Genomic DNA, 15,287 nt, shown 5'->3' on the forward strand with positions numbered 1-15,287 from the left:
GCCCGCACCTCACGATGACCCATCAGCCGCCGCCGGCAGTCGTTTCCCCTGACAGTTCCGACACCTCACGCTCCGCCTCGGCGGGCCTGATCTCCGCACCGAGCATCAAGCCCCCACCGCAGCGGCACCGTCGTACCACGAGCCTGCTGCGGTTGGCGCCCTACGTGAAGCCCTACCGCGCCCGGTGGATCAGCATGCTGCTGTTCTCGCTCGGCAGCCTGGCCGCGACGATCGTCATACCGCTGATGACCAAGGCCGTCATCGACGGCCCGGTGCGCCACCACGACCAGCACGGCCTGTGGGTCCTGGGCACGATCGCATTGGCCGTCGGTATGGCGGAGGCGATCCTGTGGTTCGGGCGGCGGTGGCTCGTTGCGCGCGCGACGATGGGCATCGAGCGCGACATCCGCAAGGAGATGTACGCGCGGCTCCAGGTGCTGCCGATGTCGTTCCACGGCCGCTGGCAGTCCGGGCAGCTGCTGTCGCGAATCATGAACGACCTCAGCATGATTCGTCGACTGCTCAGTTTCGGCATCGTGATGCTGATCCTCAACTCGCTGCAGATCGTGGTCGTGACTATCATCCTGCTGGCGCTCTACTGGCCGCTGGGCGTGGTCGTGGTCATCTCGATCGTGCCGATCGCAGTGACCGTCCTGCACAACCAGCGCAAATTCACCAAGCTCTCCCGAATGGCGCAGGACCAGACCGGCGTCGTCGCGACCAACGTCGAGGAAGCTGCGCTCGGCATGCGGGTGATCAAGTCGTTCGGCCGCGAGGACTACATCTACGAGCGCTTCGACGAGCAGATCACCGGGCTGTTCGACATCCAGGTGCGCAAGGTCCGGCTCCAGGCCAACTTCTGGACGCTGCTCGAGGTGATCCCCAACCTCACGCTGATCGTCGTGCTCGGCCTCGGTGCCGCTGCCACCGGTTCGGGCCGGATCAGCCTGGGCACCCTCGTCGCGTTCATCACCATGATGCTGTCGCTGGTGTGGCCGATCTCGTCGCTGGGCTTCCTGCTGTCCATGTCGCAGGAGGCGATGACCGCGGCCGACCGGGTCGCCGAGATCTTCGATTCCGAGCCCGATATCACCGACGGGGCGGTGGCGGAGGTGTCGCGTGGTGGCGCCCTGCGGCTGGTCGATGTCGGTTTCAAGTTCCCGGACGCCGGCGACGGTGAGGACGCGTGGACGCTGCGGCATGTCAATCTCGACCTCGCGCCGGGGGAGACGATCGCCCTGGTCGGAGCCACCGGCTCGGGCAAGTCGGTCCTCACCGGGCTGATCCCGCGGCTGTATGACGTCTCCGAGGGCAGCATCCAGGTCGACGGCACCGACATCCGGCAGCTCAGCCTGCCCGCGTTGCGGCAGACCGTCGCGACGGCGTTCGAGGACCCGACACTGTTCTCGTTGTCGGTGCGCGAGAATCTCACCCTCGGCCGGCCGCACGCCACTGACGACGAGATCGCCGAGGCGATCGACGTCGCGCAGGCGCACTTCGTCCACGATCTGCCCTTCGGGCTCGACACCCGGATCGGGGAGCAGGGCATGAGCCTGTCCGGTGGCCAGCGGCAGCGGCTCTCGCTCGCCCGGGCGGTCCTGACCCGCCCGAAGGTCCTCGTGCTGGACGACACCCTGTCGGCGCTGGACGTGCACACCGAAGCGCTCGTCGAGGAGGCATTGCGTCGCGTGCTGCACGAGGTCACCGGTCTCGTGGTCGCGCATCGGGCCTCCACCGTGTTGCTCGCGGACCGGGTCGCGCTGCTGGACCACGGCACCATCACCCACGTCGGCACGCACGCGCAGCTGCTCGCGAGCGTGCCCCGATACCGCTATCTGCTGGCGGCCGACGACGAGATCGACGATGGCGCGGAGCCCGACCCGACCTGGTGTACCGACGACGAGCGTCGGTGTGCCCAGGAGGACGTCGCGATGGCAGGGGAGTCCGAACGCGCTTCTCGCGACGGCGAACTCGATCCCTTCAACCGCCAGATGAAGGAGGCGCGGAGATGATCACCCCACAAAGTTCTCCGCGGGGGTCCCGATGAGCACCGATACGCAGCCGCGCGCCGAGCAGCCGGTGCAGCCGGAGGAGCGCTGGCGCGGACGCATGATGTCCGACAACGACAGCGACCTGCCGATCGACGAGTCCAAGCCGATGCGGCGCGAAGCGCGTCAGTTGCTCGGGTCGCTGCTGGCGCCATACAAGAAAATGGTCGCCGTCCTGTGCGTGCTGGTCGTCATCGAGAACCTCGCCCGGCTCTCGGTGCCCCGGCTGGTCCAGATCGGCATCGACCACGGCGTCCCGCCGATCACCAAGAACAACGACGCGACCGTGCTCCTGGTCGTCATCGGCGTGTTGTGCGCGGTCGTCGCGGTGCAGGCCGTGACCCGCATGTTCTTCCTGCGGCAGTCCGGCATCATCGGTGAGCTCGCGCTGCTGGAGTTGCGCCGGCGGATCTTCCGGCACTTCCAGCGGCTGGACGTCTCGTTCCACGACAAATACACCTCCGGCCGCGTCGTCAGCCGCTCCACCAACGACGTCGAGGCCATCCAGGACATGCTGGAGAACGGTTTCGACAGCCTCGTCACCGCGGTCCTGACACTGATCGGCACGGCGATCCTGCTGGTCACCCTGGATCTCGAGCTGGGTCTGATCTGTCTGATCAGCTTCCCGATCCTGGTCGCGCTGTCGGCGTGGTTCCGCACCGAATCCAGCAAGACCTACCGCGAGGTGCGTGAGACCGCCGCGCTGGTGATCGTGCAGTTCGTCGAGACGATGACCGGCATCAAGGCGGTGCAGGCCTACCGCCGCGAGCCGCGCAACCAGGAGATCTTCGAGGAGGTCGCCGAGCGATACCGCGCGATCAACGAGAAGACGTTCCGGCTGGTCGCGATCTTCATGCCGTCGGTCAAGCTGGTCGGCAACATCATGACCAGCATCGTCCTGCTGTATGGCGGCTATCGCGTGCTGCACGGCCACATGACCGTCGGCGTGCTGACGGCATTCCTGCTCTACCTGCGGATGTTCTTCGAGCCGATGCAGGACATCACGCAGTTCTTCAACACCTTCCAGTCCGCGTCGTCCGCGCTGGAGAAGGTCGCCGGGGTCATCGCGACACCACCCGGCATCAAGGATCCCGAGGACCCCAAACAGCTCGAAAAGGTCCACGGCAGAGTGCAGTTCGACGATGTGCGGTTCGAGTATGTCGGCGGCCACCCGGTGCTGCCGGGGCTGACGCTCGACATACCCGCCGGGCAGACGGTGGCACTGGTGGGCACCACCGGCGCCGGCAAGACGACGATCGCGAAGCTGATGGCCAGGTTCTACGACCCGACCGCGGGTGCGATCCGGCTCGACGGCACCGACCTGCGCGATGTCGATCAGCCGCAGCTGCGCCGGCACGTGGTGATGGTGACCCAGGAGAACTTCATGTTCGAGGGCTCGGTCGCCGACAACATCCGCTTCGGCAAGCCCTCGGCGACCGATGCCGAGATCCGCGCTGCTGCCGAGGCAGTGGGCGCCCAGCACTTCATCGACGAGTTGCCGGACGGCTACGACACCGACGTCGCCAAGCGGGGCGGTCGCCTGTCCGCCGGGCAGCGGCAGCTGATCGCGTTCGCGCGCGCATTCCTCGCCGACCCGGCGGTGCTCATTCTCGACGAGGCGACCTCTTCGCTGGACATCCCGAGTGAGCGACTGGTGCAGCGAGCGCTCGAGACGGTGCTGGCCGACCGCACCGCGCTGATCATCGCGCATCGTTTGTCGACCGTCGCAGTCGCCGACCGCGTGCTGGTGCTCGAGCACGGTCAGGTGCTCGAGGACGGCAGCCCGGCCGATCTGATCGGCGCCGGCGACGGTCGGTATGCCGCCCTGCACCGCGCCTGGGTGGAGTCCCTCGCCTGAGCGGTGCCGGCTGGTCTCAATCGCGGACCCGGCAGTTCTTCAACCCGATTCACCGAGAGGACACATAACTGCTCGAGAGGACACGAAAAGTGGGGGTCTCGCGCCCGAATTTCGTGTCCTCTGAGTGTGTTTCGTGTCCTCTCGGTGAGGGGGCCTGAAGCGTTGCAGCGCGGAGCCGCTCGCCGTCAGCCGGGCGTTCTCAGAGGAACGCGCTGACTCCGGTCTCGGCGCGGCCGATCAGCAGCTTCTGGATCTGGCTGGTGCCCTCGTAGAGCGTCATCACCCGGGCGTCGCGCAAGAACTTCTGTACCGGGAACTCGTCGATGAAGCCGTAGCCGCCATGCACCTGCACCGCGAGGTTCGCCGCGCGGACCGCCGCCTCACTGGCGAAGTACTTGGCCTTCGAGGCCGCGGTGCCGAACGGTTCGCCGCGCATGACGAGATCGCAGGCTCGCCATACGAGCATCCGCGCGGCATCGGCGTCGACGGACATCTCGGCGATCATCTCCTGCACCAGCTGGAAACCGGCAATCGGCTTGCCGAACTGATTGCGTTGCTTCACGTATGCGACGCTCTCTTCCAGGCACGCCTGGACGATGCCAACACAGCCCGACGCGACCGAGATGCGCCCCTTGTCCAGCGCGCTCATCGCCAGTTTGAAACCGGCGCCCTCCGCGCCGAGCATGCAGTCCGCCGGCACGCGCATGTCCTCGAAGGTCAGTTCGGCGGTCGCCTGACCGCGCAGGCCGAGCTTGCCCTCGATCGGACGCAGCGAGAAGCCCGGCGTGCTCGTGTCGACCAGGAACGCACTGATCCCGCGCGGGCCGGAGCCGCCGGTGCGTGCGAAGAGCAGGCAGACCTTGGCCCACGTCCCGTTGGTGATGAAGATCTTCGAGCCGTTGATGATGTAGTCGTCGCCGGTGCGCACGGCGGATGTCCGCAGCGCAGCGGCGTCCGATCCGGTGTCGGGCTCGGTCAATGCGAAACAGCCGAGGCCGGTACCCGCGCAGATGCCGGGCAACCAGCGCTGCTTCTGCTCCTCGGTGCCGTGGCTCAGGATCGACTTGCCGACCAGGCCGAGCGAGACCGACACGAGTCCGCGCAACGAGGAGTCGACACGGCCGAGTTCCTCCAGGGCCAGCACGTAACTCAGCATGTCGCCGCCGATGCCGCCGTACTCCTCGGGGATGGTCAGGCCGAAGAAGCCCTGGTCACCCATCCGCGGGATGAAGGCGGTGTCGATCGACTCGGCACGGTCCCACTCGGCGCGGTGGGGGACCGCCTCACGCTCCAGGAATTCGCGGGCAACGGCCACGAAATCGTGTTGCTCCTCGGTGAGCGTCAGTTCCATCGGTTCACACCTGTCTTGTTGCCCTCGGCGTCGTAGACGTACCAGCCACGACCTGTCTTGCGGCCGAGGTGTCCGGCTTCGACCCGCTCGGCGAGGGATTCGGCGGGCTTGTCGACCGGGTCACCGCTGTCCTCGAAGCGACCGAGCTGGGAGTAGTAGCCGATGTCGAGACCGGTCAGGTCCTGCAGCTCGAACGGGCCCATCGGGTGCCCGAGCGCCGTCCTGCACGCGGTGTCGACCGCCTCCGGTGACGCGTAACCGCCATCGACGAGGAACATCGCCTCCCGGCGGATCTCGGTGAGGATCCGGTTGGCGACGAAACCGTTGATCTCCTTGTCGAGCAGCACCGGCAGCTTGCCGAGGCTCCTGGTCAGCTCGACGGTCGCCTCGATCGTGTCGTCGGAGGTCGCCTCACCGCGGACCACCTCGACGCATTTCATGACGAGCGCCGGGTTGAAGAAGTGCATGTTGCACACGCGGTCCGGCCGCGTGGTGGCATCGGCGATCCGGGAGGGAATGAAACTCGAGGAGTTCGAAGTGAGTATGGCGTGTTCGGGGCACAACTCATCGAGGCGCGCGAACAACTCGCGCTTGACGTCGAGCTTCTCGATGGCGGCTTCGATCACGAAGTCGACGTCCTGCGCCGCGGCGGCGAGATCTGTCGTGAAGGTCATCCGCCCGAAGGCCGCGTCGCGGTCTGCTTCCGTGAGGCGGCCTTTCGTGACGTTGCGGTCGATGCGCGCTCGCAGTTGGGCCTCGGCGCGAGCCAGGCTGTCGTCGCTGATGTCCTGCACGCGCACCTCGTAGCCGGAGAGCGCGCAGACCATGGCGATCTGCGAGCCCATCGCGCCGGAGCCGACGACCAGGATGCGGGAAATGTCTGTCATGGATGGTCTCCTCAGTTGCCCTGGAAGGTCGGGGTGCGCTTTTCGAGCATCGCGGCGATGCCTTCCTGCTTGTCTGTCGTCTCGTGCAGCAGTGCTTGGGCGAGACGTTCGATCGTGAGTCCGGTGGCGAGGTCCGCGTCGAGGCCGGACTTGACCGCGATCCTGGCCAGCCGCGTCGCGAGTGGGCCCTTGGCACCGATGGAGGTGGCAACCGAAACAGCTTCGGCAAGAAGCGCATCCGGCGACACAACGCGGGAGGCCAGACCCATCGCATGCGCCTCGTCCGCCGTCACGAAACGTCCGCTCAGGATCAGGTCGAGCGCGTGTCCCTGGCCGACGAGCCGGCTCAGGCGCTGTGTCCCGCCGGCACCGGGTATGACGGACAGGCCCGTCTCCGGGAAGCCGAATCGCGCTCGGGTTGAAGCGATTCGGAGATCGCAGGCAAGCGCCAGTTCGCATCCGCCGCCCAACGCGTAGCCGTTGATCGCCGCGATCGTCGGCTTGTCGAAGTGGGCGATCTCGTCGAAAAGCCGCTGCAGGCGCCCGGTCAGCCCGTCGTGTTTGGTGTAGGTCCGCAGTTGATTGACGTCGGCACCGGCCACGAAGACCTTGTCCCCGGCGCCGGTCAGGATGACGCAGTTGATCGAGTCGTCGTCGGCAGCGTCCTGCAGGGCCACACGCAGGTCCCGCTGGACCTCCAGGCTCAGCGCATTGCGTGCTTCTGGCCGGTCGACGGTGATGATGCCGACACCGTCCTGGACACGCAGAGTGACGAAAGTCGTTGGCATACGGGCTCCTTCGGGGGACGGAGCCATCAACAGGCTCGGCGGCGGATGCTCAGGAAGTCGTCGACAGGGACGGCGTCGTCCGGGCCGTCCACGACGAAACGGAAGTCGGCGCCATCCCGAATCGCCCGGACGATCAGCGGGATGTTCGAGGGTGGGGGCGCGGCGAGGGCTGCCGCCACGGAGTCGTGTGGTGCGAGCGTGTTGAGCGCGTCCGCGGTGGCAAGCATCATCGGTATGTCGCCCCGCTCGTATCGATCCAGTGTCTCCCGGACAGGCACCCACTCGACCGCGTCGCTCTCCTCGCCGAAGTCACGGCATGCGGCGCCGTCGGGCAGGGGAGCGATGAAGAAGCGGGTGTCGAAGCGCCGTGTCGAGAAGATGGGTGTGATCCATCGACCGAGCGGGCGCAGCAGGTCGGTACGGGCGACCAGGCCGTGCTCCTCGAGCAGGGCACCCAGGGTCGTCCGCCCCTGGGCCAACGCCAGGCGCTGCTGGTCCCAGTCGGTGCCTGTGGGCAGGGGACAACCGGACTCGGGGTCGGGAGCTGCCAGCAGCACGCCGCACTCCTCGAACGTCTCCCGGATCGCGGCGCACACCAGGGAGTGGGCAAGGTCCGCCGACGTGTCCAGCGCACGTGCCCACTCGTGCCGTGTCGGCCCGCCGAAACGATGCACCGGCAGGCGGTCGTGTGGCTCGACCGATCCTCCGGGGTAGACGTACATGCCGGGGGCGAACGCCATACCGCGATGGCGGCGCAGCATGAAGACCTCGATCCCGCCGCCGTCCGTCCCGGCATCACGCAGGAGCAGGACTGTCGCCGCGTCGCGAGGTGTGACCGGCTCACGCTGGTCAGCCAGGAAGCGCCGCATGGCTGCCGACCGGTCGATGGCCACAGTCGTCCCCTCTCAATCGAAATCAGTTGCCAGAGCTGCAGATTCAGACGGCAGACTCGGTGGTGCGCGCCGACAGGTGCTCGACGTCCAGCCCGATGGAACGTGCCCAGATCATGGTGAGCGTCTCGACGACCTCGTCCGTTTCATAGGTCGGCTTGTCGGCCAGCACGACATTCATGTACGCGAAGTTGTGCAGCATCGACACGATCGCCTCGGCGACGATCTCGGGATGCGCGCCGGGGTCCGCCAGCCCGGCATCCTGCAGGCGCTCGATGCCGTGCAGGATCCGGGTGCGGAACGCTCGCCTGATGTCCAGCCGGTGGATCCGCGTCTTGTCGTCGATGGTCGCCGCCTGCTCCAGGGTCCGCGTCCATTGCGGGTGCTCGAGGATGTCCTGGAAGTACTGGGTCAGGGTGTAGGCGAACCGGTCGTAGACCGTGCCGCCCACCTCGGCAGGTGCGGTGGTCGCGAGTTGGCGCAGGGCGGCGCTCCGGTCCACCAGGGCGTACCAGACGTCTTCCTTGCTCTTGAAGTAGATGTAGAACGTCCCGTGCGCCGCGCCGGCCTCCTGGCAGATGTCACTGACGTTGGTCTCCAGGAAGCCCTTGGTCTCGAACACGGTCAGGGCGGCGTTCAGCAGCCGCTCGCGGGTGGCCCGCCCGCGTTTGGTGCCGGGCTCGGGCTGCGAGTCCGACAACGCCCGGGGCCGCGGGACGCGCTCGGACTTCTTGGCCGCTGTCCGCTTCGTGGGAGAGGCGGCTGTCTTCCTCGCCGCCTTTTTGCTCACGTCCTTGGCAGCAGCGGCCTTCTTCGCAGCCGCTGCCTTCTTCGCCGTCGCCATCGATCTCTCCCCTTCAGTTCCACTACGGTGCATCGCGCGTTGTTCTCGTATCAGCGGCGTCTGCCGTGATTCTCGAGGCTAATCGCAAGGTGCTCGTTCTGGAGTTCGGGTGAATTGCCGAACTCCTCCGAGGAGCATGTCAACACCTGACGACCGGAGTCGAGCACACAGACGCGTTGTGTCGCAGCGAGAACGAAATTCAGGTTCTGTTCGGCGATGAGCACCGTCATGCCGGACCGCTGCAGCTCGATGATGCTGTCCCGCAACGAATTCACGATGATCGGTGCGAGCCCTTCGGCGGGCTCGTCGAGGAGGAGCAACCGGGGGCGAGCGACGACCGCCCGCGCAATTGCGACTGCCTGCTGTTCGCCACCGCTGAGCTGGATCCCCTTGCGCGGCAGGAGTTTCTCGACCAGTGGCACAGCGGCGACAGCCTCGTCGACCGCTTGCCGAGCGGGTCCACTGCGTTCCCGGCTGGCGAGCAGCAGGTTCTCCCGCACCGTGAGCGTGGTGTAGATGCGGCGATCGTCCGGGACCCAGCTGATCCCCTTGCGGGCGATCTGGTCGGCGCGCATACCACCGATCTCCTCGCCGAAGTAGCGGACCGACCCGCGTCGCCGCACGGCGCTGCCGATGATGCCGCGCAGGCTCGTGGTCTTGCCGGCTCCGTTGCGGCCCAGGATGCCCACGGACTCACCCGCTCCGACCGTGAGCGAGAGTCCGAAGACGGCGGTCGCGGACCCGTAGGTGAGGGTGACATCGTCGAGAACGAGTGCATCGTCGGTCATGTCAGACTCCCAGGTAGGTGGTGCGTGCGAGGTCGTGTCCCGCCACAGCCTCGGGGACGTCGTCGAGCAGGATCTGCCCCTGACCCATCAGCAGGATCCGGTGGGCCAGCGCGAAGACCACCGACATGTCGTGTGCCGTGAGGATCAGGCACAGGTCCGGGGTGCGGGTCATCACGTCCTTGAGGACATCGACGGTGATGACGCAGTCCTCATCGGTCATGCCCGCGGTCGGCTCGTCGAGGAGCAGGACCCGCGGGTCCTGCGCCAGGGACATGGCCAGCTCGAGCCGCTTGCGGTCGCCCTGCGGGAGCGTGCCGGCCGTGCGCTGGAGCAGGTTGTCCAGGCGAGTGACCTCAGCCAACTCGTGCAGGTATGACGGGATGGTCCGGGGCAGGAAGGTCCGCCACGGGCGCCACCACTGACCACGTCCGGCCTGATACGACAACAGGAGGTTCTCCAGCACCGACAACGACGAGAACTGCCGGGCGACCTGGAACGTCCGGGCGATCCCCGCCCTTGCCCGGCGGTCGGCATCCCACTTGGTGATGTCCTGGCCGTCGAACTCGATGGATCCGCCGGTGGCGCGGTGCTCGCCGGCGAGCGTGCCGAAGAAGGTGGTCTTCCCGGCACCGTTGGGTCCGATGAGCGCACTCACCTGGCCGACCTCGAATGCCGCCGTGGCATCGATCAGCGCCGGCACCCCGGCATACGCCTTGGACATCGCGTGGGTTTCGAGCAGAGTCATGACGCGCTCCTAGCAGCTGTCACTCGCCCCTTGAACGCGGCGAAGCCGCGCTCGAGCAGGCCCATGATCCCGCCGCGCACGAGGACGACGACCACGAGCAGCAGGATCCCGATCCAGATCGTTGCCGTCGTCGAGCCCTGGAACATGCGGGTGGTGAGAATGGTGTAGATGAGGGCACCGACGAACGGCCCCCACATGCTCGAGGTCCCGCCGATGAAGACCATGAAGATGACACTGCCGGACATCACCGTGCCGAGCAGACCGGGGGAGGCGCCCGTCTGTTGCTGGGCATACAGAACGCCGGCGATGCCGCCGATGAACCCGGAGATCATGAAGGCCGACATGCGCGCCACGCGTACCGACGTGCCGAGGGCCGCAGCCTTCACCGGATCGTCACGAACGGCCGTGAACGTCTTGCCCAGCTGGGAACGGTGGATTCCGTAGAGCAGCAGGGCGAGCAGAGCGGTGATGCTGGCGGAGTACCACCAGAAGTGCTTCGGGTCGAACATGTCCGTTCCGAGGACCGGTTGCGTCACGATGCCGAAGATGCCGTCGTCGCCGTGGAAGGTGTCCCGGAAGGTGAAGAGCAGTTGGTAGAGCACCTGCCCCAGGACGAGTGTCAGCATCGCGAACTGGATGCCGCTGCTGTTCCCGGCCAGGACTGCGACCAGGAGCGCGAGGAGCATGCCGGCGACCGCGCCGATCAGAAGGACGAGCAACGGGTTGAGCTGGTGGTCCTTCAGCATCGCCGCGGCGTACGCGCCGGTGCCGAAGAACGCGGACTGCCCGAAGGAGCCGAGGCCGACCCAGCCGAAGAGCACCAGTGCACTCAGCGCGAACAGCCCGTAGATGACGGCGGTGGTCGCCAGCGAGAGGTTGGAGCCGCCGAGGGTCGCAGGGACCAGCACCAGTAGGACGATGCTCAGCACCGCGTGGGGCACCAGTCGATTACGGATCGCCCGTTGCCAGACCGCACCCGAATTCGTCGTGGGCGCAACGGCTTTCGATGGTGATGCTTCCACCGGTCCCTCGACTTCCGTCGTCAAGTCTGCCTGATTCATGCGGAGACCTCCTGTACACGGACACGGCGCGGGCGCAGCGCGATGGCCAGGCCCTGCGGGCGCAGCATCAGGACGGCGGCCATGGCGACGTAGAAGCCGTAGCCCGAGAGGGACGGCGCGTAGGTCGCCAGGATGCCGTCAAGCAACCCGAGCAACAGCGATGCGCCGAAGGCGCCACCGATCGAACCCAGTCCGCCGATGATGATCACCGCGAAGCTCTGCAGGACGAAGAGCTGGTCCAGGCCGGGCCCGATGGAGTACTGCGGTGACGCGAGGCCTCCCGCCATACCGGCGAGCAACCCGCCCGCGGCGAAAACACCGATGGCCACCCAGCGAACCCGGATGCCGAGCGCCTCTGCCATCACGGGGTCGCCCGCGACCGCGGTGGCCTGCTTGCCGAACGACGTCCGGTTCAGCAGCGCCCACAGCGCGAGCCCGAGCAACAGGCCCATGGCGATCATGAAGACGTCGTTGCGGGCGATGACGATGCCGGCGACGTTCCAGGAGCCGGACAGCAACCGCGGCTGGGGCTGCGTCTTGGCCGCCGCACCCCAGATCTGCACGGCGCCGCCGGCGATGATCAGCGAGAGCGCGTACGACGCCAGCAACGACAGCATGTGTTCGGACGGGTCCAACCAGCGGAAGACGACCTCCTCACAGATCGCGGCGATGACTGCCACCGCGATCCCGGCAACGACCACCGCTCCGAGGAACGCCCAGAAACTCTGGACCTGCCCGTGCAGCGCACTGGTCGCGACGTATGCGCCGACCATGAAGAAGCCGCCATGGGCGAAGTTGATGACGCGCATCACTCCGTAGATCAGGGTCAGGCCGCTGGCGGCCAGGAACAGGGGCATGGCGAGGGCCAGCCCGCTGACGATTGCGTTCAGAAATTCGACCATGGCGGCTTCCGTCCGGGCGCTGCTACTTGACGTCGAATCCGGTGGCGCCGTCCGTGTAGGACGCGTCCTTCGGATCGACGATGACCGTGCGCAGGACCTTGATCTTGTCGGGCGCGCTCGCGTCACCCTTGAGCTGACTGATGACCTGTTTCGTGTCGGCCTGATGCGTCGTGGCATCGAGCGTCATCTCGCCCTGGACCGACTGGAACGTCAGGCCGGCCAGCGCTGCCGACACCTTCGACGGGTCGGTCGACTTGGCCTTCTTGATGGCTGCGGCGTAGGCCAGCACGCTGTTGTATGCCGATGCGGCCGTGGCGCCCGGCATGTGCTTGTGCGCCTTCTTGAAGTTCGCGACGAATTTCTTGTTCGTCGGGTTGTCGTACGCCGCCCAGATGTAGTCGTAGCTGTTCCACAGGGTCGAGAACTTGCCGTTGAGCGCCTTGAGCGTGCCCCATGCGTCGCCGGCGGTCCACACCATCTTGTACTTGGAGAGGAAGTTGAAGCTGTTGGCCTGCTGCATGAAGGAGCCGGTGCCGGCCCCGTAGGTGCCGAGGAAGAGTCCGCGGCCGGAGGAATCCTTGTTGACCGCCGACGAGAGCTTGGACACGTAGGGCCGGAAGTCCTGCGAGGACATCGGAACGAAGACGGTCGAACCCATCTTCGGCTTGCCGGGCACCGACTGCAGGTTCTTCTTGAACGTCGTTGCCTGCTGGTGGCCGAAGGAGTAGTCGTAGCCGAAGTAGTCCCAGGTCCGCACCGCCGGCGCGAGCTCGTGCATGATCGTCGGGACCTTCTGGTCGACCGGCTGGTCGGGCGACGAACGCAGCCCGGTCCGGAACACGCCATCGGTGCCCTTCTTGCCGGGCCCACCGGTCAGGGTCGGGTCGACGCATGTCGGTGCGATGAAGACTCCGCCGGTGGACTGGGTGAGGCTCTTGACCGCGAGGCACTCGGTGCTGGTGAAGGTGCCGAACATCAGCTTGTGACCCGCGCTCGCGAGGTCACGGGTGGCCTGCGAGGTCTTCTGCGGGTCGGAGCCATCGTCCTTGATGTCCAGCTTGAGCTTCTTGCCGTTGACTCCGCCGGCCGCGTTGATCACCTTGACCGCGGCGTTCGCGCCGTCCTTCATGTCCTTGCCGTCTGCGGCGAACGTTCCCGTGATGGGTGCGAGCAGGCCCAGGGTGATGTCGCCGCCGGAGCCCCCGGAGCCGTCGCCACTGGAGCTACCGCACGCGGAGGCGGTGCCGGCGACGAGGACCGATGCCGTGACAGTGGCCAGAACTCTTGTCCGTCGCATGATGTGACCTTCCTGGTGTGTTTCTCGTCGGCGAGGGAGTGCCGAACGGGTGGTGAGGGAGTGCCGGGATGCGGCGTGCGGCGCGCGATGAGCCGCGGTTCGAAGTGGTGAACCCGTCGTGCTGTCGGCTGGCGAGGTGACGAGTATCACGTCGCCGGAATCAACAATGACGCGTGTGTCATGTTTCGTCAAGGCTTCCGCCACAACTTTCTGACACGAATATCAGGTTTGATTTGGCCGCGGCGCGGAGGCGCCGAAAACCCGTGCCACCGTTGGGTTCAAGCGCATAGGGTCGCTACAGGAAAGCGACCGGTCGGCTCCATTGCCGACCGGTCGCCTGGTCCGTGGTGGACCTGCGTCAGTGCAGTCCGCCGACCACCAACAGCTTCAGCTCCGTGTAGTCGTCGATGCCGTGCGCCGATCCCTCGCGCCCGGACCCGGACTCCTTCACGCCACCGAACGGCGCAACTGGCGTCGCGATCACGACGTCATTGAGGCCGACCATGCCGAACTCGACAGCTTCACCGACGCGCCAGCCGCGCCGGTAGTCCTCGGTGAAGATGTATGCCGCCAGACCGTAGGGGGTCGCGTTGGCTCGCTCGACGACTTCCTCCTCGGTGTCGAACGAGTAGATCGAGGCGACCGGGCCGAAGATCTCCGTGCAGGCGATGTCCGCGGCTTCGGGCGCGTTCGTGACGATGGTCGGCGCGAAGAACCGCTCGCCGGCCGCGGCACGCGTGCCACCGGTCTCGATCGTGGCGCCCTGCGCGGTCGCGTCGGTCAGCAGCGTCTCGAGCTTGCTGACCGCCCGGTCGTCGATGAGCGGCCCGACGTCGGTGCCGGGCTCGAGGCCGTTACCGATCACCAGCGACTCCGCGGCGGCCTTCAGGCGGCGGACGAACTCGTCGTGGATGGACGCCTCGACATACAGCCGGTTGGCCGAGATGCAGGTCTGGCCGGCGTTTCTGAACTTCGCACCGACGGCACACTTCACCGCCAGGTCCAGGTCGGCGTCGGCGAACACGACGAACGGTGCGTTGCCGCCCAGTTCCATCGTGACGCGTTTGACGGTGTCCGCACTCTGCTTGGTCAGCAGCTTGCCGACGGCTGTCGACCCGGTGAAGGACAGTTTGCGAACCGCCGGGTTGGACGTCAGCTCCGCGCCGATCGGAGCAGGCTGCCCGGTCACGATGTTGAGGACGCCCGGCGGGAGTCCCGCTTCCTCGGCGATGTTGCCGAGCGCGAGCGCCGAGAACGGTGTGAGCTCAGCGGGTTTGACTACCACGGTGCAACCGGCAGCGAGCGCCGGAGCGATCTTGCGCAGGATCATCGAACTCGGGAAGTTCCACGGAGTGATCGCTGCGACAACACCGATCGGCTGACGCAGCACCATGAGTCGACGGCCGTGGGCGTCGGGCGCGAGGATCTCCCCGTTGACGCGGCGACCCTCCTCGGCGAAGTACTCCAGGAAGCTCGCGCCACTGAGTACCTCCGCGCGCGCCTCGGCGAGTGGTTTGCCCTGCTCACGCGTGAGCAGCGTTGCCAACTCATCAGCACCGGCAGTCATGGCGTCATACATGCGCATCATGACGGTGGCGCGCTCCTTGGCGGTGAGTGCCGACCAGGCGGGCAGTGCCGAGGCCGCTGCGTCGATGGCCTCGCGGCACTCCGCGCGGCCCATGTCCGGGACCGTGCCGATGAGTTCGCCCGTCGCCGGGTCCGTCACGTCGATGGCTGCCCCGGAGTCCGCGTCGCGCCAGGCGCCGGCGATGAATCCTTTGCCCTGAATGGTGGTTGGTGATGTCACTGACATGTGTGTCTCCTCGTC

General features: G+C 66.8%; 13 protein-coding genes. 2 read left to right on the top strand and 11 right to left on the bottom strand.

Features of this window, described 5'->3' with window-relative positions:
* Positions 1–14 precede the first annotated feature (14 nt).
* The gene (locus tag VG502_RS08965; RefSeq protein WP_325549696.1) at positions 15–2,012 is read left to right on the top strand and encodes an ABC transporter ATP-binding protein; all 1,998 of its coding nucleotides are present in this window, start codon (positions 15–17) and stop codon (positions 2,010–2,012) included.
* 97 nt (positions 2,013–2,109) lie between these two features.
* The gene (locus tag VG502_RS08970; RefSeq protein WP_414655721.1) at positions 2,110–3,906 is read left to right on the top strand and encodes an ABC transporter ATP-binding protein; all 1,797 of its coding nucleotides are present in this window, start codon (positions 2,110–2,112) and stop codon (positions 3,904–3,906) included.
* A gap of 199 nt (positions 3,907–4,105) precedes the next feature.
* Here the strand turns inward: VG502_RS08970 and VG502_RS08975 are convergent, their stop codons facing one another.
* The 11 genes from VG502_RS08975 to VG502_RS09025 all read right to left on the bottom strand — a co-directional run bounded on the left by VG502_RS08975 (position 4,106) and on the right by VG502_RS09025 (position 15,272).
* The gene (locus tag VG502_RS08975) at positions 4,106–5,257 is read right to left on the bottom strand and encodes an acyl-CoA dehydrogenase family protein (RefSeq protein WP_325549698.1); all 1,152 of its coding nucleotides are present in this window, start codon (positions 5,255–5,257) and stop codon (positions 4,106–4,108) included.
* A complete protein-coding gene (locus VG502_RS08980; protein ID WP_325549699.1) occupies positions 5,248–6,144 on the bottom strand; it encodes a 3-hydroxyacyl-CoA dehydrogenase family protein in 897 nt (298 codons plus the stop codon). The genes VG502_RS08975 and VG502_RS08980 overlap by 10 nt, the downstream gene beginning before the upstream one ends.
* Before the next feature lie 11 nt (positions 6,145–6,155).
* Positions 6,156–6,932 (bottom strand): enoyl-CoA hydratase/isomerase family protein, encoded by a 777-nt coding sequence (locus VG502_RS08985; RefSeq protein WP_325549700.1) that lies wholly within the window; start codon positions 6,930–6,932, stop codon positions 6,156–6,158.
* A gap of 26 nt (positions 6,933–6,958) precedes the next feature.
* Positions 6,959–7,825, bottom strand: a complete 867-nt coding sequence (locus tag VG502_RS08990; protein ID WP_325549701.1) for an NUDIX hydrolase — start codon at positions 7,823–7,825, stop codon at positions 6,959–6,961.
* A 43-nt stretch (positions 7,826–7,868) separates the two neighbouring features.
* On the bottom strand, positions 7,869–8,666 hold the full coding sequence (locus tag VG502_RS08995) for a TetR/AcrR family transcriptional regulator (RefSeq protein ID WP_325549702.1): 798 nt from the start codon (positions 8,664–8,666) through the stop codon (positions 7,869–7,871).
* Positions 8,667–8,716: 50 nt separating this feature from the next.
* Entirely contained in the window at positions 8,717–9,454 is a 738-nt protein-coding gene (locus VG502_RS09000; RefSeq protein WP_325549703.1) for an ABC transporter ATP-binding protein, read from the bottom strand.
* A gap of 1 nt (position 9,455) precedes the next feature.
* On the bottom strand, positions 9,456–10,199 hold the full coding sequence (locus VG502_RS09005; protein ID WP_325549704.1) for an ABC transporter ATP-binding protein: 744 nt from the start codon (positions 10,197–10,199) through the stop codon (positions 9,456–9,458).
* Positions 10,196–11,260, bottom strand: coding sequence for a branched-chain amino acid ABC transporter permease (locus VG502_RS09010; RefSeq protein WP_325549705.1), 1,065 nt, complete (start codon positions 11,258–11,260; stop codon positions 10,196–10,198). Before VG502_RS09010 ends, VG502_RS09005 begins: the two co-directional genes overlap by 4 nt.
* Positions 11,257–12,162: a branched-chain amino acid ABC transporter permease gene (locus VG502_RS09015; protein WP_325549706.1), complete on the bottom strand. Its 906-nt coding sequence runs from the start codon at positions 12,160–12,162 to the stop codon at positions 11,257–11,259. The genes VG502_RS09010 and VG502_RS09015 overlap by 4 nt, the downstream gene beginning before the upstream one ends.
* A gap of 22 nt (positions 12,163–12,184) precedes the next feature.
* On the bottom strand, positions 12,185–13,459 hold the full coding sequence (locus tag VG502_RS09020) for an ABC transporter substrate-binding protein (protein ID WP_325549707.1): 1,275 nt from the start codon (positions 13,457–13,459) through the stop codon (positions 12,185–12,187).
* Positions 13,460–13,817: 358 nt separating this feature from the next.
* Complete coding sequence (locus tag VG502_RS09025) at positions 13,818–15,272, bottom strand: NAD-dependent succinate-semialdehyde dehydrogenase (protein ID WP_325549708.1); 1,455 nt, start codon at positions 15,270–15,272, stop codon at positions 13,818–13,820.
* Between the last annotated feature and the right edge of the window lie 15 nt (positions 15,273–15,287).

It is taken from the genome of Flexivirga sp., assembly GCF_035551235.1.
Taxonomy (GTDB): Bacteria; Actinomycetota; Actinomycetes; order Actinomycetales; family Dermatophilaceae; genus Flexivirga.